This window comes from Streptomyces sp. NBC_00483 (assembly GCF_036013745.1).
Lineage (GTDB): Bacteria > Actinomycetota > Actinomycetes > Streptomycetales > Streptomycetaceae > Streptomyces.
Map to the genome: position 1 here is coordinate 3,360,939 of NZ_CP107880.1, position 19,205 is coordinate 3,380,143.

At 71.5% G+C, this 19,205-nt stretch carries 14 protein-coding genes; 3 read left to right on the forward strand and 11 right to left on the reverse strand.

Going from position 1 to position 19,205, the window contains the following annotated elements; all coding sequences use genetic code 11:
• Nucleotides 1-10 precede the first annotated feature (10 nt).
• Both OHA73_RS14875 and OHA73_RS14880 read right to left on the reverse strand, forming a co-directional pair.
• On the reverse strand, nucleotides 11-1,087 hold the full coding sequence (locus tag OHA73_RS14875) for a Zn-dependent alcohol dehydrogenase (protein WP_266720193.1): 1,077 nt from the start codon (nucleotides 1,085-1,087) through the stop codon (nucleotides 11-13).
• A gap of 36 nt (nucleotides 1,088-1,123) precedes the next feature.
• Nucleotides 1,124-1,978 carry a MaoC/PaaZ C-terminal domain-containing protein gene (locus OHA73_RS14880; RefSeq protein WP_327655270.1) on the reverse strand — a complete coding sequence of 285 codons (855 nt, stop codon included), beginning with the start codon at nucleotides 1,976-1,978 and terminating at the stop codon, nucleotides 1,124-1,126.
• A gap of 315 nt (nucleotides 1,979-2,293) precedes the next feature.
• On the opposite strand from OHA73_RS14880, the gene OHA73_RS14885 reads away from it, so the two are divergent.
• Entirely contained in the window at nucleotides 2,294-3,517 is a 1,224-nt protein-coding gene (locus tag OHA73_RS14885) for a sensor histidine kinase (RefSeq protein ID WP_327655271.1), read from the forward strand.
• A 131-nt stretch (nucleotides 3,518-3,648) separates the two neighbouring features.
• Nucleotides 3,649-4,281 (forward strand): response regulator transcription factor, encoded by a 633-nt coding sequence (locus OHA73_RS14890; protein WP_266725514.1) that lies wholly within the window; start codon nucleotides 3,649-3,651, stop codon nucleotides 4,279-4,281.
• A gap of 40 nt (nucleotides 4,282-4,321) precedes the next feature.
• On the opposite strand, the gene OHA73_RS14895 is transcribed toward OHA73_RS14890, so the two are convergent.
• The 7 genes from OHA73_RS14895 to OHA73_RS14925 form a co-directional block, all read right to left on the reverse strand.
• Nucleotides 4,322-5,797, reverse strand: coding sequence for a DHA2 family efflux MFS transporter permease subunit (locus OHA73_RS14895; protein ID WP_327655272.1), 1,476 nt, complete (start codon nucleotides 5,795-5,797; stop codon nucleotides 4,322-4,324).
• Nucleotides 5,798-6,101: 304 nt separating this feature from the next.
• The gene (locus OHA73_RS14900; RefSeq protein WP_327655273.1) at nucleotides 6,102-7,292 is read right to left on the reverse strand and encodes a lipid-transfer protein; all 1,191 of its coding nucleotides are present in this window, start codon (nucleotides 7,290-7,292) and stop codon (nucleotides 6,102-6,104) included.
• A gap of 113 nt (nucleotides 7,293-7,405) precedes the next feature.
• The gene (locus tag OHA73_RS14905; RefSeq protein ID WP_327655274.1) at nucleotides 7,406-8,605 is read right to left on the reverse strand and encodes a CaiB/BaiF CoA transferase family protein; all 1,200 of its coding nucleotides are present in this window, start codon (nucleotides 8,603-8,605) and stop codon (nucleotides 7,406-7,408) included.
• Complete coding sequence (locus tag OHA73_RS14910; protein ID WP_327655275.1) at nucleotides 8,598-10,250, reverse strand: acyl-CoA dehydrogenase family protein; 1,653 nt, start codon at nucleotides 10,248-10,250, stop codon at nucleotides 8,598-8,600. The genes OHA73_RS14905 and OHA73_RS14910 overlap by 8 nt, the downstream gene beginning before the upstream one ends.
• A gap of 162 nt (nucleotides 10,251-10,412) precedes the next feature.
• Nucleotides 10,413-11,837 carry an MFS transporter gene (locus OHA73_RS14915; protein WP_327655276.1) on the reverse strand — a complete coding sequence of 475 codons (1,425 nt, stop codon included), beginning with the start codon at nucleotides 11,835-11,837 and terminating at the stop codon, nucleotides 10,413-10,415.
• A gap of 154 nt (nucleotides 11,838-11,991) precedes the next feature.
• Nucleotides 11,992-12,915 carry a LysR substrate-binding domain-containing protein gene (locus OHA73_RS14920; protein WP_266720177.1) on the reverse strand — a complete coding sequence of 308 codons (924 nt, stop codon included), beginning with the start codon at nucleotides 12,913-12,915 and terminating at the stop codon, nucleotides 11,992-11,994.
• 248 nt (nucleotides 12,916-13,163) lie between these two features.
• Nucleotides 13,164-15,365: an acyl-CoA dehydrogenase gene (locus tag OHA73_RS14925; protein WP_327655277.1), complete on the reverse strand. Its 2,202-nt coding sequence runs from the start codon at nucleotides 15,363-15,365 to the stop codon at nucleotides 13,164-13,166.
• Nucleotides 15,366-15,656: 291 nt separating this feature from the next.
• On the opposite strand from OHA73_RS14925, the gene OHA73_RS14930 reads away from it, so the two are divergent.
• Nucleotides 15,657-17,390, forward strand: coding sequence for an MFS transporter (locus OHA73_RS14930; protein WP_267070626.1), 1,734 nt, complete (start codon nucleotides 15,657-15,659; stop codon nucleotides 17,388-17,390).
• Between the two features lie 99 nt (nucleotides 17,391-17,489).
• Here the strand turns inward: OHA73_RS14930 and pepE are convergent, their stop codons facing one another.
• Both pepE and OHA73_RS14940 read right to left on the reverse strand, forming a co-directional pair.
• Nucleotides 17,490-18,215, reverse strand: coding sequence for a dipeptidase PepE (gene pepE, locus OHA73_RS14935; protein WP_327655278.1), 726 nt, complete (start codon nucleotides 18,213-18,215; stop codon nucleotides 17,490-17,492).
• A 69-nt stretch (nucleotides 18,216-18,284) separates the two neighbouring features.
• The gene (locus tag OHA73_RS14940; RefSeq protein WP_266720169.1) at nucleotides 18,285-19,106 is read right to left on the reverse strand and encodes an IclR family transcriptional regulator; all 822 of its coding nucleotides are present in this window, start codon (nucleotides 19,104-19,106) and stop codon (nucleotides 18,285-18,287) included.
• Nucleotides 19,107-19,205: the final 99 nt, after the last annotated feature.

Consider the following 19,205-nt stretch of genomic DNA (forward strand, 5'->3'; position numbering starts at 1 on the left):
GTGCTGGTGGCTACAGCTCGATGCACGTCCTCAGGGCGGAGCCCGTCCTCATCTGGTCGAGCGCCTCGTTGATCTCCGCCAACGGCACCCGGTGCGTGATCAGCGACTCCAGGTCGATCCGCCCCGCCCGCCACAGCGCGATCGCCCGCTCGTAGGACTGGAGCACATCCCCGCCCCCGTACATCGACGGCAGGATCTTCTTCTCGTCGAAGAACAGCTCGAACATGTTGAGTTGAAGGAAGTCGTCCATGGCGCCGGCGCCGACGACGCAGAGCGTGCCGCCGCGCCGCGTCGTGTCGTACGCCGTGCGGGCGGTGGCGGACTTGCCGACGACCTCGAAGACGTAGTCGAAGCCCTCGCCGCCGGTGATGTTCTGCTTGGCGTCGGCCAGTTCGTCGGGCGAAATCGCCTGCGTCGCACCGAACTTGAGGGCCGCCTCGCGCCGCGATTCGACCGGGTCGACGGCGACGATCTGCGCCGCGCCCTTGAGCCGCGCGCCCTGGATCGCGGAGATACCGACGCCGCCGCAGCCGATGACGGCGACGGACGAACCGGCCGCCACATCAGCGGTGTTGATCGCGGCGCCGAGCCCCGTGGTGACGCCGCAGCCGATGAGCGCCGCGATGTCGAAGGGCACGTCGTCGGGGATCGGCACGGCGCAGGCCGCGTTGACCACGACCTCCTCGGTGAACGTGCCGGTCCCGGCGAAGCCGAAGACGTCGCCGCCGGGGCGCTTGAAGTTGGGGGTGCCCGCGTTCATGAACCCGGCGAGACAGAGCTCGGTCTGGCCGCGCTTGCAGGCGGGACAGGTGCCGCAGGCGGGCAGCCAGCACATGAGGACCCGCTGGCCGGGGGTCAGGTTCGTGACGCCGTCGCCGACGTCGATGACCTCGCCCGCGCCCTCGTGTCCCGGGATGAACGGGGCCGGCTGCGGCAGCACCCCGTTCATCGCGGAGACGTCGGAGTGGCACAGACCCGTGGCGCGCAGCCGGACCCGTACCTTGCCCGGCCCGAAGCCGACCGTCTCGACGTCGTCGAACACCTCGAGTTTGTCCTGGCCTATCTCCTGCAGTACGGCTGCTCGCATGGCGTGCGGCTCCTTCGTACGTCGTTGTACCGGTGGTCAGTTGTGCTCGACGAGCGTGTCCGCGAGCACCGGGGCGTCCTCGCGCTCCGCGGCCGTGACCGTCACCTGCACCCGGCCCGGCTCCTGCCACATGCGGATGCGCAGCGTCTCGCCGGGGAAGACGATCCCGGCGAAGCGGGTGCTGTAGCGGGTGATGCGGGAGACGTCGCCGCCGAGCGCCGTGTCCGCGACCGCCTTCAGCGTCATTCCGTACGAGCACAGGCCGTGCAGGATCGGCTTGTCGAAGCCGGCCAGCTTGGCGAACTCCGGGTCGGCGTGCAGCGGGTTCCAGTCGCCGGAGAGGCGGTAGAGGAGGGCCTGGTCCTCGCGGATGGCCCGTTCGACGGTGCGGTCGGGGGCGCGCTCGGGGACCTCAAGGCGTGCGGAGGGCCCGCGGTCACCACCGAATCCGCCCTCCCCCCGTACGAAGATCTGGGAGTCGCTGGTCCACAACGGGCCGTCCGCGTCGGCGACTTCGCTGCGCAGGACGAGCACGGCCGCCTTCGTCTTGTCGTAGACGGCGGCGACCCGCGACGTGGTCGTGGCCCTGCCCTTGACCGGGATGGGGCGGTGCAGCTCGATGGTCTGGCCGCCGTGCAGCACGTGGGCGAGGTTCACGTCGATGCCGGGCGCGGAGAGGCCGCCGACCACGCCCATGCCGGCGCCCGCGACGGTCGCGAAGCTCGGCAGGACGTGCAGCTTCGACTCGAGCGTGTAGCGCAGCTCATCGGGGTCGGTGGCGGGGACGCCCGCGCCGAGGCCCAGGTGGTAGAGCTGGATGTCCTTGTGGTCCCAGGTGATCTCGGCGGACCTGGGCTCGGCGGCTACGGCCTTCGCGGCGTCGATGGGCATAGAGGCTAACGCTCCTAAGGCTGGTCAAGACCTCGGTGCGACCGTCCGCACCGTCGGCCGCACCGAGGTCGTCACGGGCCGGAGACCAGTACGCGTACTGGTTCTAGAACCTGTTTCATTCCTCCGGCGATCCCCATGTATAGCCAAGTGCGGTTGGCTTGGGAAGAGTCGCGAACGGGTTTTCTGACGCTACGTCAGATGCGGACTATTGTGTGGGTGGGGCGCCCCCGCCGTCGACGGCCGTGACATTTGTACTGCTGATCCGGGGACAAGCGGATCTGCCCTCCCTTGGGTGCCCCTTCGTACGCTTCCGGCATGACATCGAAGACGAAGGCGGCCGGCCGGGAGTGCGACAGGCGGGACCGGGCGGGCAAGCAGGACTGGCCCGTCGCCGGCATCGGCGGCGCACGGGTGAACGGGTACTCGATGCTGCCCTGGCTGCTCCTCGGCCTCGGGGCGCTCTCGAACCTCCTCCAGGGCGACACCCCGAACCCCTGGGTCGGCGGCCTCGGCCTCCTGACCTTCAACTCCCTCTACATCTACGTGTCGTTCCGGTCCTTCGTCCCGGCCACCCGCGACGCCCTCTCCACCCGCCTCGCGCTGCTTGCGATGGCCGTCGTGACATGCGCGCTCGCGGGTCTGTACGGCAGCAGCTGGGTGGCGTTCTTCCCGCTGCTCGGGCTCGCGGCCGGGGCGGCGATGCGGGGGCGGCACCTCGCCAAGGTCGCCATCGTTCTCTCCTCGCTCGGCGGCGCCATCGCCGGTGCGCAGAGCCCGAGCGTGGGCGCGACCGTCGGCTACGCCACGTTCCTGTCGACGATGGTGACCGCGGCGATCCTCTCGCTCGGCGAGACCGTACGGGAGCTGCGCGCGACCCGGGAGGAGCTGGCGCGCAACGCGGTGGCCGAGGAACGGCTGCGCTTCTCCCGCGACCTGCACGATCTGCTCGGCCACACGCTTTCGGTGATCGTGGTGAAGTCGGAGGCCGCGCGCCGTATCGCGCCGCGCGACATCGACGCGGCGCTCGAACAGGTCACCGACATCGAGGCGGTCGGCCGGCAGGCGCTCACCGAGATCCGCGAGGCGGTGAGCGGGTACCGGGAGGGCAGCCTCGCCACGGAGCTGGACCGGGCGCGCTCGGCCCTCACGGCGGCCGCGATGGAACCCGTCGTACGGCAGTCGGGGCCGCCACTGTCGGCGCGGACGGAGGCGTTGCTCGGGTGGGTGGTGCGGGAGGCCGTGACGAACGCGATCCGGCACAGCGCGGCGACGACCTGCACGATCACCATCGAGGGTGCGATCGAGGGGGCGGACGACCTGGTCCGGCTCCGGATCACGGACAACGGGGCGGGCCCCGCACCCGGCGTCGGCGGCACCGGCCTCAAGGGCCTGACCGAACGCCTCGCGGCGGCGGGCGGCTCCCTGGAGGCGGGCGAGTCCCCTGCGGGCGGCTTCGAGGTCCGCGCGGAACTCCCGACGACGGACGCGCCCCTCCCCTCTTCCGGGCTCTCCCAGGACCCCCGGGGCGTCTCGTCCTAGAACAGCCCGCTCCACTGGGCTCCGCCCGAACCTGGCAGCCCCACGCCACGGGGCTCCGGCCCGGAACCACCCCCGGCCCCGCCACCGCGCAGCCCCGCACGGCGGACCGTAACCTCTCCCCCGTGACGGACATGCCGCAGGACCACCGCCCCGCCAAAAGCATCCGCGTACTGCTCGCGGAGGACCAGGGCATGATGCGCGGCGCCCTCGCGCTGCTCCTCGGGCTCGAACCGGACCTCGACGTCGTCGCCCAGGTCGGCAGGGGCGACGCCATCGTCGACGCGGCGCTCGAGCACCGCCCCGACGTCGCACTCCTCGACATCGAACTCCCCGGCCGCAGCGGTCTCGACGCCGCCGCCGAACTCCGCGACGAGGTCCCCGACTGCCGGGTCCTGATCCTGACCACGTTCGGCCGCCCCGGCTATCTGCGCCGGGCGATGGAGGCCGGGGCCGCCGGGTTCCTCGTCAAGGACGGCCCGGTCGAAGAACTCGCCGAGGCGATCCGCACGGTGCTGCGCGGCGAGACGGTCGTCGATCCGGCGCTGGCCGCGGCGGCGCTGGGCGCTGGACCGAATCCGTTGACCGCGCGGGAGGCGGACGCGTTGCGGGCGGCGGCGGACGGGGCGACCGTCTCCGACATTGCCGGGGAGCTTCATCTGTCGGAGTCGACCGTGCGCAATTACCTGTCGGCGGCGATCGGGAAGACGGGGGCGCGCAATCGGACGGAGGCGTTGCGGGCGGCTTCCGAGAACGGGTGGCTGTAACGGGGTTGCGGTCTCGGGGCTCCGCCCCGGCCCCCGCTGCTCAATCGCCGCAGGGGCTTGATGGCCCCGACCGTTCCCCGCCCCGCATACCCGCCAGCACCACCACCGCAGCCACCACCAAAATCCCCGCCCCCACCGCAAACGCCCCCGCATACCCCCGGGTCAGCGCAACAGGGTCCACCGAACCCGCGGCGCGACTCGTCGCCACCGTCGACAGGATCGCAAGGCCCAGCGAACCGCCCAGCGTCCGCGACGTGTTGACCAGGCCGGAGACCAGACCCGCGTCGCCCGCCGCGGCGCCCGACGTCGCCAGCGAGGCCAGCGGTGTCATCGCGCAGCCGGCGCCCGCCATCATCACGATTCCGGGCAACATGATGGCCGTGACGTACCCGCCGTCCGCGCTCATCGTCGACTGCCACAGGAATCCGGCCGCGGTCACGAGCACACCCACCGCCGCCACGTTCCGCGCGCCGTAGCGCGGCATGAGGCGCGGCGCGAACTTCGAGCCCGCGACGACCGCCAGCGAGCTCGGCACCAGCGCGAGCCCCGCCTCGATCGGCGTGTAGCCGAGCACGTTCTGCGCGTACAACGTCATGAAGAACCACATGGCGAACGAGCCCATCCCGCACACGAACATCGCCGCGTTCGCGACCGCCACCGATCGCACCTTGAACAGGCCGAGGGGCATCAACGGCACCCTCGTACGCGCCTCCACCACCAGGAACGCGACGATCAGCAGCAGCGCGACCCCCAGCGGCACCAGCGTCGCGGCATCGCCCCAACCCTGCTCCTCCGTCTGCACGATGCCGTACGCGAGGACCGCCGTGCCCGCCGTCACGAGCACCGCGCCGGGCAGGTCGAGCCGGCGCTCGCCGCCCGCGCGGGACTCCCGGATCCAGCGGGCCGCCGCCGCGAGGACGACCGCGCCCAGCGGAACGTTGATCAGAAGCACCCAGCGCCAGTTGAGCCCCTCCGTGAGGACGCCCCCGACGAGCCCGCCGGCCGCGCCGCCGCCCGCCCCGACGGCGGTCCACGTCGCGATGGCCCGCGCCCGCGCGGCCCCTTCCGGAACGGCCGACGTGAGGATCGTCAACGTAGAGGGAGCCAGGACCGCCGCGCCGAGGCCCTGCACCGCCCGCGCCGCCAGCAGCTGCCAGCCCTCCTGCGCGAGCCCGCCCGCGAGCGACGCCAGCGTGAACAGGCCGAGCCCGACCAGGAACATCCGCTTGCGGCCGAAGAGGTCGCCGGCCCGGCCGCCGAGGAGCATGAAGCCGGCGAACGCGATCGAGTACGCGTTCACCACCCACTGCAGCCTGCTCGCGCTGAGCCCGAGGTCGGCGCGCATCGACGGCAGCGCCACGTTCACCACGGACACGTCGAGGACGACGAGGAACTGCCCGGCGCAGGCCACGGCCACCACCAGCCAGGCGGGCGGGGCGGCGGGCGCGCGGCCACGGGAACGTATCGCGTCGTCGGAGGCCGCTGCGGAAGCGGCGTCGGGGGGAGTCTGGGCCATGCGTGTCATGGTCTCAGTCGCCCGGCACCCCGTACATCCGGATTTCGCCGCAGACGCCGTGGGCCGCCGGGCATAGGTCCACGGTCCTAGGTCCTGTCGTCAAACTCCCGTCGTCGCCCGGAGGGCGGTCCGGCGGCGTCTGGGGCGTGCGATCGCAAGGCGCCGGGAAGTCCTCGTAGCGGAGCTACTAGGACTTTTCGGCAACGCCGCGAGCGTGCGTGCCAGACGTCGCCGGGCAGACGGGAGTTTGACGACAGGACCTAGGCCCCGTCTTCAGGAGTCTTCGGCATCCCGACTGCGGGCCTCACGCCCGCCGCAGCATCGTCACCACCGCCGCGCCGCCGAGCCCGATGTTGTGCGCGAGCCCGACCCGCGCACCCTCCACCTGCCGCGCGCCCGCCTCGCCCCTCAACTGCCAGGTCAGTTCGGCCGCTTGGGCGATGCCGGTCGCGCCCAGCGGGTGCCCCTTGGAGATGAGGCCGCCGGAGGGGTTCACCACCCACTTCCCGCCGTACGTCGTCGCGCCCGCCTCGACGAGCTTGCCGGACTCGCCCTCCGCGCACATGCCGAGCGCCTCGTACGTGAGGAGTTCGTTGATGGAGAAGCAGTCGTGCAGCTCGACGACGTCCACGTCCTCGATGCCGAGACCCGACGCCTCGTACACCTGGCGGCCCGCGTCCCGCGACATGGGCTGTCCGACGACGTCGATGCAGGACCCGGACGCGAAGGACTCCTCGGTGTCCGTCGTCATCGACTGGGCCGCGATCTCGACCGCCTTGTCGCCCAAGTCCCTTTCCTCAACGAAACGTTCGGAGACCACGACCGCCGCCGCCGCTCCGTCCGACGTCGGCGAGCACTGCAACTTGGTCAGCGGGCTGTGGATGGTCTTGGCGGCGAGGATCTCGTCGACCGAGTACGCGTCCTGGAACTGGGCGTACGGATTATTGACGGAGTGCCGGTGGTTCTTCGCCCCCACCGCCGCCAACTGCGCCTCGGTCGTGCCGTACCGCTCCATGTGCTCGCGCGCGGCGTCGCCGAAGATCTGGGCGGTGGGCGGCGACATCTCGAAGCCGTGGCGGGCCGCCATGATGCCGTAGTGGCGGGCGACGGGCGACGTCTTGAAGTCGCCTCCGTCGGCGCCTCCGCCCAGCGCGCCGCGCTGCATCTTCTCGAAGCCGAGCGCGAGCACACAGTCGCTGATCCCGCCCTCGACGAACTGCCGCGCCATCATCAGCGCGGTCGAACCCGTCGCGCAGTTGTTGTTGACGTTGTAGACGGGGATGCCGGTCAACCCCAGTTCGTACGCGGCCCGTTGGCCTGCCGTCGAGGCCTGGAAGCAGTAGCCGACGGGGGCCTGCTGGACGTCCGCGTACGCGACACCGGCGTCCGCGAGCGCCGCCGTTCCCGCCTCCTTCACCATGTCCCAGTACTGCCAGTCCCGGGTCTCGGGCTTCTCGAACTTGGTCATGCCGACGCCGACTATGTACGACTTCATGGCTGCGAGCCCTCCTGCCATTAACTGACGATGCGTCAGATACTGGCAGGGTGGGCCGCCCAACGGAAGGGGCCTCAGGCGTTGGCCTAAGAGGGTGACCCCATGGATTGGCCTCAGCGACCCAGCAGCCCCTCGATCTCGCCCTCCCCATAACCGAGTTCGGCCAGCACCTCCCTGCTGTGCTGCCCCAGCGTCGGCGGCGCGGAGCGCACCGCCGGGCGGGCGCCGCGGAACGTGACGGGGAACGCGACCTGCTGCAACGGCCCCACGTCCGGGTGGTCCACCTTCTGCACCATGTCGAGGGCCGCCGTCTGCGGGCAGTCGTAGACCTCGTCGAGGGTGCGGATGGCCGTGACGGGCACGCCGAGCGGCTTGAGCAGGCCGACCCAGTGGGCCACCGACTCGTCGACGAGGACCGACTCCAGCTTGGCGTTCAGGGCCGTACGGTTCGCCACCCTGTCCCGGTTGCTCGCGAAGCGCTCGTCGTCCGCCCACTCCGGGTGGCCGAGGGCGGTCACGAGGCGCCGGAAGAGCGCGTCGTTGCCGACCGCGATCACGAAGTGCCCGTCGGCGGCCCGGTACGCCTGGTACGGGACGAGGCTGGGGTGGCCCGAGCCGAGGCGCCCCGGCCGCTCGCCCGTCGCGAAGTAGCCCGTGGCCCAGTTGATGTGCAGGGCGAGTTGGGACTCGTAGAGGGAGGTCGTGACGTACTGGCCGCGGCCCGTTCGCTCGCGTTCGACGAGGGCCGCGTTCACGCCGATGAGGCCGAAGAGGGCGGCGCCGAGGTCGCCCATCGCGTAACCGGCCTTGACGGGCGGCCCGTCCGGCTCACCGGTCAGCGACATCAGTCCGGCCGACGCCTGCGCCACCATGTCGTAGCCGGGTTCGTCGCGCAGCGGCCCGGTGTCGCCGAAGGCGGAGATGTGCAGGATGACCAGGCGCGGATAGCGGGCGCTCAGCTCCTTGTAGTCGAAGAGCCGGGCGAGCGACGACCCCGGCCGGAAGTTCTCCACCATGACGTCGGCGTCGGCGAGCATCCGGTGCACGGCGTCCTGCCCCGCCTCCGACTTGAGGTCGAGGGCGACCGAGCGCTTGTTGCGGTTGGCCGCCAAGTAGTAGGTGGCGTCGGGGCCGTTGAAGGGCGGACCCCAGGAGCGGGTGGGGTCGCCGCCCTCGGGGTGCTCGACCTTGATGACGTCGGCGCCGAGGTCGGCGAGCGACATGGTGACGTACGGACCCGCGAGGATCTTGGAGAGGTCGACGACCTTCATGCCGCTCAGAGGCGTGTCGGGCGTGTCACGCGTTTCAGGCACGGTGGGTCTCCTGGAGATCGGCGAGCGGGACCTGTCCACCGTCGGCCAGCGCGGCGAAGTGGTCCAGGGCGGTGCGGGGCAGCGCGGCCGGGTCGTCGGCGAGCGCCGTGTACGCGCGGGCGACGAGGAGGGCGCGGCCGTCACCGGTCGTACGGGCCTCGTGGTCGGCCTGGTCGTACAGGAGGGTCTCCATGACGGCGCGGGTGAGCTCGTCGGCATACCGACCGACCCTCATCTCCTGCTCATCTAGCGGGAGTTGGAGGAGTTCATCCCCCTTCTTGCGCAGCGTCTCCCAGCGGTCGACGGTTGCAGGGCGGTCGCCGTAGGTGTCGGCGAGGGTGATGTGGGCGCTCTGGCGGCGCATGCAGCGCAGGACGTCGAGGGCGATGACGTTCGAGGAACCCTCCCAGATGGAGCCGAGGTGGGCGTCGCGGACGAGGCGCGGGTTGACCCAGTCCTCGATGTAGCCGTTGCCTCCGCGGATCTCCATGGCCTCGCCGGTGACGGTGCGGGCGCGCTTGCACAGGGTGTGCTTGGCGAGGGGGGTGAGGGCGCGGACGAGCGCGCGGGCGTCCGCGTCGCCTTCGTCGGCGGCGCTCAGCCGGGCCGCGGCTTCCAGCACCAGGTGCAGGGCGGCCTCCGTGTCGAGGATCATCGGCAGCAGCGTGGCCCGCATCAGCGGCTGGTCGAAGAGGGGCTTGCCGAAGACCTCGCGCACGCGGGTGTGGTCGACGGACTCGCGGACGGCGCGGCGCATCAGGGCGGTGGCGCGCATGGCGTTGGAGAGGCGGGAGACGTTGAGCATCTCGGCCATCTGCCGGAACCCGTTGGCGAGTTGACCGACGGGCGTCGCGTACGCCTCGTCCAGTGTCACCTCGCCGCTGGCGATGGAACGCGACCCCAGCTTGTCCTTGAGCCGGTCGATGCGGATGGCGTTGCGCGTGCCGTCGGGGCGCAGCCGTGGGACGAGGAACATGCCGAGCCCGCGCGTCCCCTCTCCCTGCCCGGGGACGCGGGCGAGGGTGAGGATGACATCGGCGGACGGATTGGAGGCGAACCACTTCTTGCCGGTGAGGGTCCAGTGGTCGCCCTGCTCGGCGGCGACGGTCTCCGTCAGCCCTACGTCCGTTCCCCCCTGCTTCTCCGTCATGAACATCGCGCCGGAGGACCGGAGTTCGGGATCGGTGGAGGAGAGAGCCGCTATCTCGTCGGCGTACCGCTCGGGGTCGAAGAGGCGCAGGATGCGGGCGGCGGAGTCGGTCATGGAGAGCGGGCAGGCCATGCCGAACTCGGACTGTACGTAGAGGTAGGACAGCGCGTACTTGACGGTGTGCGGGACCTTGGTGGGCCAGCCGAGGACGCCGGGCCTGTGGGACATCGCGGCGAGGCCGAAGCGCTCGTAGGCGATGGCCGCCGCCTTGTCGTGGGCGGGGTGGAAGTCGACCTCGTCGATCCGGGTGCCGTCGGGAGCGTACTGGACGAGCCGCGGCGGGTTGGCGTCGGCGAGGGCGGCCTGGCGATTCAGCTCCCCGGCGGCCAGTTCACCGAGTTCGACGAGGAGCGGTTCGACCCGCTCACGATCCTCGACGGACAGCACACGCCCGAGGGCGGGACGCAGGACGGGGTCACGGTCGGCGTAGTTCATGGAACCTCCAGGTCCACATCAAGCCCCTGCGGCGATTGAGGAGCGGGGTGCGGGGCCAATCAAGCCCCTCCGGCGATTGAGGAGCGGGGCACGAGGCGGAGCCCCGATCTTTCGAGCTCCAGGGGCGTTTGAGCAGCGGGGTCCGGGGCGGAGCTCCGCTCTTCAAGCCCCGCCGGCGATTGAGGCGCGGGGTCCGGGGCGGAGCCCCGTGGCGTCAGAGGCAGCGGCGTCAGGGTCAGCCGGAGCGTTCTCACCCGTCCGCGCCAACAGCGGCAGCACACCCGCCAGCGTGATCCCCGTGTACGCCAGCCCAAGCGCAACAACCGGCCAGATCGAGTCGAACGAGGTCAACAGGTACTGCGAGACGATCGGCGCGGTCCCCGCGAAGAGCGTCGTACACAGCTGGTACGACAACGACATCCCGGTGTACCGGACTTCGACCGGGAAGACGCGCGCAAGGATCCCCGCAAGCGCCGCGTAGTACATGGCATGCGGGAAGGTCGCGATCCCCATCCCCAGAACGGCAAGCCAGAAGTTCCCCGTCCCCACCAGCACGAACATCACCGGCAGCACCACGAATTCAGGTATCAGCATCCACAACACGGCCTTGCGCACAGGCCACTTGCTCGCCAGCACCGCACCGAAGGGCTGCACAATCACCTGCACCACGAGCGCGAGCGCGATGACAGTGAGGAACGTCGACCGGTCGAAGTCCAGGTCGGACGTGGCCCACGACAACGCGAACGTCGTCTTCACGTAGGTGATGGCGACACCGGCGGTCCCCGCGAGCACGCCCAGGAACACCAGCAGCGGATAGCGACTCAGCACGGTCTTGATGGGCAGCTTGACCGGCTTGTTACGGGCGAGCGCGGCCCGCATCTCCGGCGTCTCGGCAAGCTTCAACCGAATGAAGAGCCCAACAGCAACAAGCACCGCCGAGAACAGGAACGGCACCCGCCACCCCCACGACTCGAAGGCCGCGTCCGGGAGTTGGGCGATGCCGAGGAAGGCGAGCGTGGCAAGCAGATTGCCGACCGGCGAGCCCTGCTGGGCGAACGCCCCGTACAGCAACTTCCGGTTGGGCGGCGCGTATTCGGTGGCGATGAGCACGGCGCCGCCCCACTCACCGCCCATCGCGACACCCTGGATCATCCGCAGCAGCACGAGCAGGATCGGCGCGGCGGCGCCTATCCGGTCGTATCCGGGCAGCAGCCCGACGCAGAAGGTGGCGCCGCCCATCATGGTGAGCGTCGTGATCAGGGCCTTCTTGCGGCCGTACTTGTCACCGAAGTGCCCGAAGATCAGTCCGCCGAGGGGGCGGGCGAGGAAGCCGACCCAGAACGTGGCGAAGGCGGCCAGCGTGCCGACGGCGGGCGAGGCGTCGGCGAAGAAGATCTTGCCGAGGAGCAGCGCGGAGGCCGATCCGTAGATGTAGAAGTCGAACCACTCGATGGTGGTGCCGACGAACGCGGTGACCCCGGCGCGGCGGGCATCCCGGGCGAGGTCCGGATCGGGGGCCGGATCGGGGGCGGGCGCCGCCGGCTCGGAGGCGGGGACCTCGTGCGGGGCGGGGGCGTCGTGCGGCATGCGAGCGTCCTCTCGGTGCGGCGGGTCCCGCCCGTCCGGCGCGGACACCGAGGCCCGTGCACGCTCCGTCGCGAGACGCAGATCACTCTGCCCTCACGCATTAGGCGCTGTCCAAGACCAATTCCGGGTCCGATTGAGCTGCGATCGCGCGCAATCAGCTCCCGGAGTCCGAAGCCGCCGGGGCGTCCTCCGGTGTCGGCAGCACCTCCTGTGCCACCCGCAGCACCGCCTGCAACGCCGCCGACGGGTTGCCGCTGCGCCAGCCGAGCGCGATCGGCAGGACCGGCACCTCGTCCCCGGCCAGCGGCCGGAACACCACATGTTCCAGGTGGATGTTGCGCGCCGACTCGACGACGACGGCGACGCCCACACCCGCGCCGACGAGCGCCAGCATGTTGTACGAGTCCGGGGCCTCCTGCGCGATCCGGGGCGCGAACCCGGCGTCGTGGCACGCCTGCACCATGGCGTCCCGCACCGCCGACTCGCGGGAGAGCGGGAAGGTGACGATGGGCTCGTCGGCGAGCGCGCGTACGGGGACCTCGGCGCGGTCCGCGAGGGGGTGGCTGTCGGGCAGGGCGAGGACGAGGCGCTCCATGCGGACGACGCGGGCGGTGATGCCGCGCCGCACCGGCAGCGCCACGAAGCCGATGTCGAGCGTGCCGTCGGTGACCCGGCGCAGCGCCTCGCCGCTGTAGGTCTGCCCCTCCAACACGAGCTCGATCCCGGGCAGTTGAGATGTCACGGCCCGAGTGAGCAACGGCAGCGCCGCATAACTACTGGCCCCGGCGAACCCCACCGAAACCCTCCCGACCTCCCCCAGGTGCGCGGCCCGCACCGTCCTGTGCACGGCGGAGGCATCCGCGAGCAGCCGCCGGGCCGGCTCCACGAGCGCCTGCCCGGCGGAGGTGAGGCGGACGGTGCGGGTGGTCCGGTCGAAGAGCTTCACGCCCAGGTCGCGCTCCAGCAGCTTGATCTGCTGACTGAGCGGCGACTGGGCGATATGCAACCGCTCCGCGGCCCGCCCGAAGTGCAACTCTTCCGCTACCGCTACGAATCCGGTGAGGTGTTTCAGCTCCACGGGGTGACCCTACGGGTGCGGCTGCCGGGGGCAGGTCGTCCCCGTGCGCGCCCACACGTGGCTGGGCGCGCAGTTCCCCGCGCCCCTTCTGGCCCACCTTCCGCCTCGGCCAGCGGGTCCGGGGCGGTGCCCCGCATTTTCAGCCCCTCCGGCGTTTGAGGAGCGGGGCGCAGGGGCGGAGCCCCGCTCTTTCAGCCCCTGCGGCGATTGAGCAGCGGGGTGCAGGGGCGGAGCCCCGCCGGGTGACCTCAGTCCCTCGGCAACCCCAGGATCCGCTCCGCCACCACATTCAACTGCACCTGCGTCGTCCCACCCGCAATCGTCAGGCACCGCGACAACAGGAACCCGTGGAGCGCCCGCTCTCCCGCCCCCTCGCGGAGCGCCCCCGCCGGGCCGAGGAGTTCGAGGGCCAGTTCCGCGACCTTCTGCTGGTGCGGCGTCTGCACCAGCTTCCGCACCGACGCACCGGCCCCCGGTTCCTCCCCTGCCACCTGAAGCATGGTCGTACGGAGTCCGATGCAGCCGAGCGCATGCGCCTCCGCCGCGAGGGCACCGATGCGGGCCCGGTACGCGCCGTCGAGGTCGCCCGACCGTGCGAGCAGCGCCTCCAGGCCCGTGTCGAACGTCAACTGGTCGGCCATGTGCACCCGTTCATTGCCGAGCGTGTGCCGGGCGACCCGCCAGCCGTCGTCGACCTCACCGACGACGGCGTCGGCCGGCAGCACCACGTCGTCGAAGTAGACCTCGTTGAAGAGGGAGTCGCCGGTGATCTCGCGCAGCGGCCGGATGTCGATGCCCTCGGTGTTCTTCATGTCGAGGACGAAGTAGGTGAGGCCCTTGTGCTTGGGCGCGTCCGGGTTGGTCCGGGCGAGCAGGATGCCGTGGTCCGCCCACTGCGCGGCGCTCGTCCACACCTTCTGCCCGTTGATCCGCCACCGCCCGTCGGGCATCCGCTCCGCCTTCGTACGCAGCGAGGCGAGGTCGGAGCCCGCGCCCGGCTCCGAGAACAGCTGGCACCACAGCGTCTCGCCGCGCAGGGTCGCCGAGAGATGGCGGTCGCGCTGCTCCTGGGTGCCGTACGAGATGAGGGAGGGCACGACCCACGTGGCGATGCCGAGGTCGCTGAGCTTCACCCCGGTCGCCTTCAACTCCTGCTGCACGGCGAGCTGTTGGACCGGTCCCGCGCCGAGTCCGTACGGGACCGGCAGGTGCGGCGCCGCGTACCCGGTGGGCGCGAGGGCCCGCCGCGCGGCCTTCGGGTCGAGCCCCCGCGCCCCCTCGATGACACCCCGGGCCGCCTCCCGGTACCCGTCCGCCTCGGCGGGCAGCGCGAACCGCAGCTCGCGGCGGACGCCGGACTCGGCAAGCCGCACGGCGCGCAGCCGGTGCGCGTCCCCCGCGCCGAGCAGCTGGCGGGCGACGACGGCTCTGCGCAGATAGAGGTGGGCGTCGTGCTCCCAGGTGAAGCCGATGCCGCCGAGGACCTGGATGCAGTCCTTGGCGCAGGAGTACGCGGCGTCGAGCGCGGTCCCCGCGGCGAGCGCGGCGACGAGCCCGCGCACGTCCTCGCCGGCGCCGTCACTCCCGCCCTCCCCCTCCCCTTCATCGAGCGCCCTCGCCGCATCCCACGCCAGCGCAGCCGCCTGCTCCACCCGCACCAACATGTCCGCACACAAGTGCTTGACGCCCTGAAACTGCCCGATCGGCCGCCCGAACTGCTCGCGCACCTTGGCGTGTTCGGCCGCGGCGTGCAGCGCCCAGGCCGCGGTGCCGCAGGCGTCGGCGGCCAGCAGCACACCCGCCAGGTCGCGCACGAGCGTGCCGTCCACGGCGAGGATCCGGTCGGCGGGCACGACGGCGCCGGTCGCCGTCACCTCGGCGGTGGGCCGGGTGGGGTCCCCGCTCTCGTGCGCGCGCACGGTGAGGCCGGAGGTCTCGGCGTCGGCGGCGAACCACACCACGCCGTCGGCGCTCTCCGCCGCGAGGACCAGCAGGTCGGCATCGGCGCCGGTGAGGACGGGTGGCGCCACGCCGTCGAGCACGAGCCCGTCGGGGCCCGCGACGGCGCTGAGCCCGCCGGGCCCGAACGCGACCGCGCCGATCCGCCCCCCTTCGGCGAGAGCGCCGGTGAGCTCACGCCGCCCCGCCCTGCGCAGCACTTCGGCGGCGAGCACGCTGCCGACGAACGGCCCGGGCAGCGCCGCGCGCCCCGCCTCCTCCACGACCACCGCGAGATCGAGCAGGGTCCCGCCCCCGCCGCCGTACGACTCGGGGAGGTGCACCCCGAGGAGGCCCTGACCGGCGAGACCGTCCCAGTAGGAGGGCCGGTGGCCGGGGGCGGCCGGGGCGTCGAGCAGCTTGCGCACCTCGTCGGGCGGTACGGCGCGCGCGATCCAACCGCGCGCGGCGTCCGCGAGTTCCCGCTGTTCCTGCGTGATGGCGATGCCCATGCGGCGCACGGTAGAACACGTTCCAGTAGACCGGAAGACCAAATCTGACACCGGGTCAGAAACAGGCGTTCACCGAACGGCGACGTAATGAAGAGGTAAAGGATTCCGCTCGTACGACGACCGTCGGAATAGTCGCCCCAGCAGACCGGTTCGACATACACACAACCTGCCCGCACCACGACCGCACACCGATCGCACAACGCGCGCCCCGAGCCCGGCGGCGCGCGTTCGCCGTCCTCAGCGACACGTCCCAGTATGTGGACCCAGACCGCCTTCCGGAGGCCTTCCTTCATGTCCCAGCCGACGACTCAAGCCCGCCCGTCAGGCGGCGTCGTCCCCGTCCTCGCCTTCGCCGGCATCACGGTGGCGGTCATGCAGACGCTGCTCGTGCCGGTGATCAAGGACCTGCCCGAGCTGCTGAGCACCGCCCCCTCCAACGCGACCTGGGTCATGACCTCGACCCTCCTCGCGGGCGCCGTTTCGACGCCCATCATGGGCCGCCTCGGCGACCTGGCCGGCAAGCGCCGGATGCTGCTCACCAGCCTCGCCATCATGGTGTTGGGTTCCCTGGTCTGTGGCTTCACGGACAACCTGCTCGTCATGATCGTGGGCCGCGCGCTCCAGGGCTTCGCCATGGGCGCCATCCCGCTCGGCATCGGCCTGATGCGCGACATGCTGCCGCGCGAGAAGCTCGGCTCGGCGATGGCCCTGATGTCCTCCTCCATCGGCGTCGGCGGCGGACTCGCCCTCCCGGCGGCCGCGCTCGTCGCCCAGCACGCCGACTGGCACGCGCTGTTCTTCGGCGCGGCGGGCCTCGGCGTCGTGGCCATGGTGCTCACCGTCTTCTTCGTCCCCGAGAGCCCGCTGCGCGCACAGGGCACCTTCGACGTCGCGGGGGCCATCGGCCTCACCGTCGGCCTCATCCTCTTCCTCCTGCCCATCACCAAGGGCAGTGACTGGGGCTGGAGCTCGGGCACGACGATCGGCCTGTTCGCCGCGGCGCTCGTCGTCCTCCTCGCCTGGGGCGCGATGGAGCTGCGTCTGAAGGCCCCGCTGGTCGACCTGCGTACGACGGCCCGCCGCGAGGTCCTGCTCACGAACCTCGCGTCGATCATGGTCGGCGTCGCCTTCTACGCGATCTCGCTGGTCCTGCCCCAGCTGCTCCAGCTCCCGAAGGAGACGGGCTACGGCCTCGGCCAGTCGATGGTCGTCGCGGGCCTGTGCGTGGCACCGCTCGGCCTGACGATGATGCTGATGGCGCCCATCTACGCGCGCCTGTCCGCCGCGTTCGGCCCGAAGGTCACCCTCCTCCTCGGCCTGCTGATCATCGCGATCGGCTACGGCGCGGGCATCGGCCTGATGAGCGCCCCCTGGCAGACGATCATCATCGCGGTCCTGGTCGGCGCGGGCATCGGCCTCGCCTACTCCTCGCTGCCCGCGCTGATCATCGGCGCGGTGGACGCGTCCGAGACGGGCGCGGCCAACGGCCTCAACACCCTGATGCGCTCCATCGGTACGTCGGTGTCCTCCGCGGTCATCGGCATGGTCCTGGCCAACACGGCGAACAACGTCGGCGGCGTCGCCGTCCCGACGATGCACGGCTTCCGCGTCTCCTTCCTCATCGCCACGGGCGCGGTCGCGGTCGGCGTGCTGCTCGCCTTCGGCCTGCCGGGCCGCAGCAAGCCGACGGTCCAGCTGCGCGCCAGCAGCGAGGAGGACGCGATCCTCGAACGCGTGGAGGAGGCCCTCGCCGCCCAGTTCCACGGCCGCGTCCTCGACCCGGCGGGCCTGCCGGTGCCGCGCGCCAAGGTCACCCTGATCGACCGCCGCGGCCGCCAGGCGGGCTCGGCCCTCACGGACACGGAGGGCGAGTTCGCCCTCGACGTCCCGACGGGCGGCTCCTACGTCCTCGCGACCACGGCCTCCGGCCACGCCCCGCGCGCCTCGGCCGTCACCCACCACGGCGAGAACCGCCCGGTGCGGGTGGAGCTGGCACTGGAGTCGCTCGCCGAGACGGTCCGGTAGGCGGTAGTCGGGCTGCGGGAGGCCCTGTACGGAGGAGGCGCGGCACGCTACAGCGTGCCGCGCCTCCTCCGTTTTCGCCGCCGAGATCTCGTAGCGGCGTCAGCTCCCCACGTCGAACTTCGCCTCCACACCCATCAGTTCGGACACGTCCGACCCCACCGCCAGTTCCTCCGGAGCGGCCCCCCGCCGGAACAGCCGCGCCGCATACGCACCCTCCACGGACGCACGCGCACCCGCGACCCGCAGCCACGACCCCTCCCGCAGCCCGAGCACCGGTACGTCGTTCTCCTCCAGGAACTCGGTGAGGCGCTGCTCGCGGGTCTCGCCCTTGTGGGTGGAGGACGGGTCCGGGTCCAGGTAGTGCGGGTTGATCTGGAACGGGACCAGGCCCAGCGTCTCGAAGGACGGGGGCTGCACGATCGGCATGTCGTTGGTCGTACGGAGGGTGGGCGCGGCCATGTTGGTGCCGGCGCTGGCACCCATATACGGCAGGCCCGCGCGGACCGCCTTCGTCACCGCGTCCCGCAGCCCGGTGCGGTACAGCGCGCTCAGCAGCCGGAACGAGTTGCCGCCACCGATGAACACCGCGTCCGCCGCCGCCAGTTGGGCCAGCGGATCGCCGCCCTCGTGGACGCCATGGACAGAGATCCCCGCACCCTCCAGCGCGCCGCGCACCTTCGCCGTGTACGCGTCGTGGTCGGCGAGCGCGTACGGCACGAACGCGAGGCGGGCGTTCGGCGGCAGGAAGCCGGTCACGGTGTCGAGCGCGTGCTCCAGGTAACCCCGGCCGTGCTGGGTGGAATTGGAGAGCAGCAGAAGGTTCACGACGGGGTCGCTCCGATCAACGTAATCAACAAGCTGTGCATGACGTAATCAACAGGCTGTGCATAAAGGTCAGTTGGTGGCGGGCCGGCCGCGGCGGGTGCGCTGGGGCGGATGCGTGAGCCTGCGCTCAAGGAGGTGCGCCGCCTTGCGCAGTGCGTCGAGGCGGTCCTCCGGCCCGTCCGGGAAGCTCTCCTTCGCGCCGCCGAGGCTGAGGCTCCCGTACGGTTCGCGGCCGAGGAAGACGGGCACGGCGACCGTGCCGATCCCGGCGTCGTACTCGCCGACCGTCCACGCGTAGCCCCGGGCCCTGACCTGGAGGAACTCCCGCTCCAGCTCGTCCGCGTCGGTCACCGTGCGCTCGGTGAAGCGGGCCATGGGGCGGCCGCGGAACAGCCGGTGGCGTTGATCGTCGGGCAGGAACGCGTAGTACGACTTGCTCGTCGCGCCCGCGTGCGCCGGGTACAGCTCGCCGACCAGCGGGTAGTAGCGCAGCGGCCCCGACTCCCCCTCGACCGCCGCGACGCACCGCATGTGGAAGCTGTCGGGCAGGCAGAACAGGACCGTGTCGCCGGTCGCCGCCCGCAGTTCCTCCAACACCGGCCCCGCCAGCAGCTCCAGCGAGCCCGAACGCTCCCAGAGCCGGCCTAGCCGCAGCACCGCGGGCCCGATCCGGTAGCGCCGCGTCACGGGGTCCGAGACCAGAAAGCCGCGCCCGGCCAGCGTCGAGAGCAGCCGCTGTGCGACCGACGTGTCCCAGCCGAACTCGGCGGCGACCTCCGTCACGCCCCAGTCGGGCCGTGTCCGCTCGAACGCGAGCAGCACGAGGAGGGCCCGGTCGACGGTCTGCAAGGCGCCGGCCGGGGTCTTCCGGTCGAGCGGGATCTCCGGCACGCCATCTCACCATCCAGACCTGTATTGCAAATAACGGGAAATGCTTGCGGGCAACGCTATCCGATCCGGAATCTGCTGTCAGTACCGGTGGAAATCGCG

Excerpts from the sequence above, each read along its gene's own strand:
- OHA73_RS14875 (WP_266720193.1), bottom strand. The coding sequence starts at position 1,087 with ATGCGAGCAGCCGTACTGCAGGAGATAGGCCAGGACAAACTCGAGGTG.
- OHA73_RS14880 (WP_327655270.1), bottom strand. The coding sequence starts at position 1,978 with ATGCCCATCGACGCCGCGAAGGCCGTAGCCGCCGAGCCCAGGTCCGCC.
- OHA73_RS14885 (WP_327655271.1), top strand. The coding sequence starts at position 2,294 with ATGACATCGAAGACGAAGGCGGCCGGCCGGGAGTGCGACAGGCGGGAC.
- OHA73_RS14890 (WP_266725514.1), top strand. The coding sequence starts at position 3,649 with ATGCCGCAGGACCACCGCCCCGCCAAAAGCATCCGCGTACTGCTCGCG.
- OHA73_RS14895 (WP_327655272.1), bottom strand. The coding sequence starts at position 5,797 with ATGGCCCAGACTCCCCCCGACGCCGCTTCCGCAGCGGCCTCCGACGAC.
- OHA73_RS14900 (WP_327655273.1), bottom strand. The coding sequence starts at position 7,292 with ATGAAGTCGTACATAGTCGGCGTCGGCATGACCAAGTTCGAGAAGCCC.
- OHA73_RS14910 (WP_327655275.1), bottom strand. The coding sequence starts at position 10,250 with ATGAACTACGCCGACCGTGACCCCGTCCTGCGTCCCGCCCTCGGGCGT.
- OHA73_RS14915 (WP_327655276.1), bottom strand. The coding sequence starts at position 11,837 with ATGCCGCACGACGCCCCCGCCCCGCACGAGGTCCCCGCCTCCGAGCCG.
- OHA73_RS14925 (WP_327655277.1), bottom strand. The coding sequence starts at position 15,365 with ATGGGCATCGCCATCACGCAGGAACAGCGGGAACTCGCGGACGCCGCG.
- OHA73_RS14930 (WP_267070626.1), top strand. The coding sequence starts at position 15,657 with ATGTCCCAGCCGACGACTCAAGCCCGCCCGTCAGGCGGCGTCGTCCCC.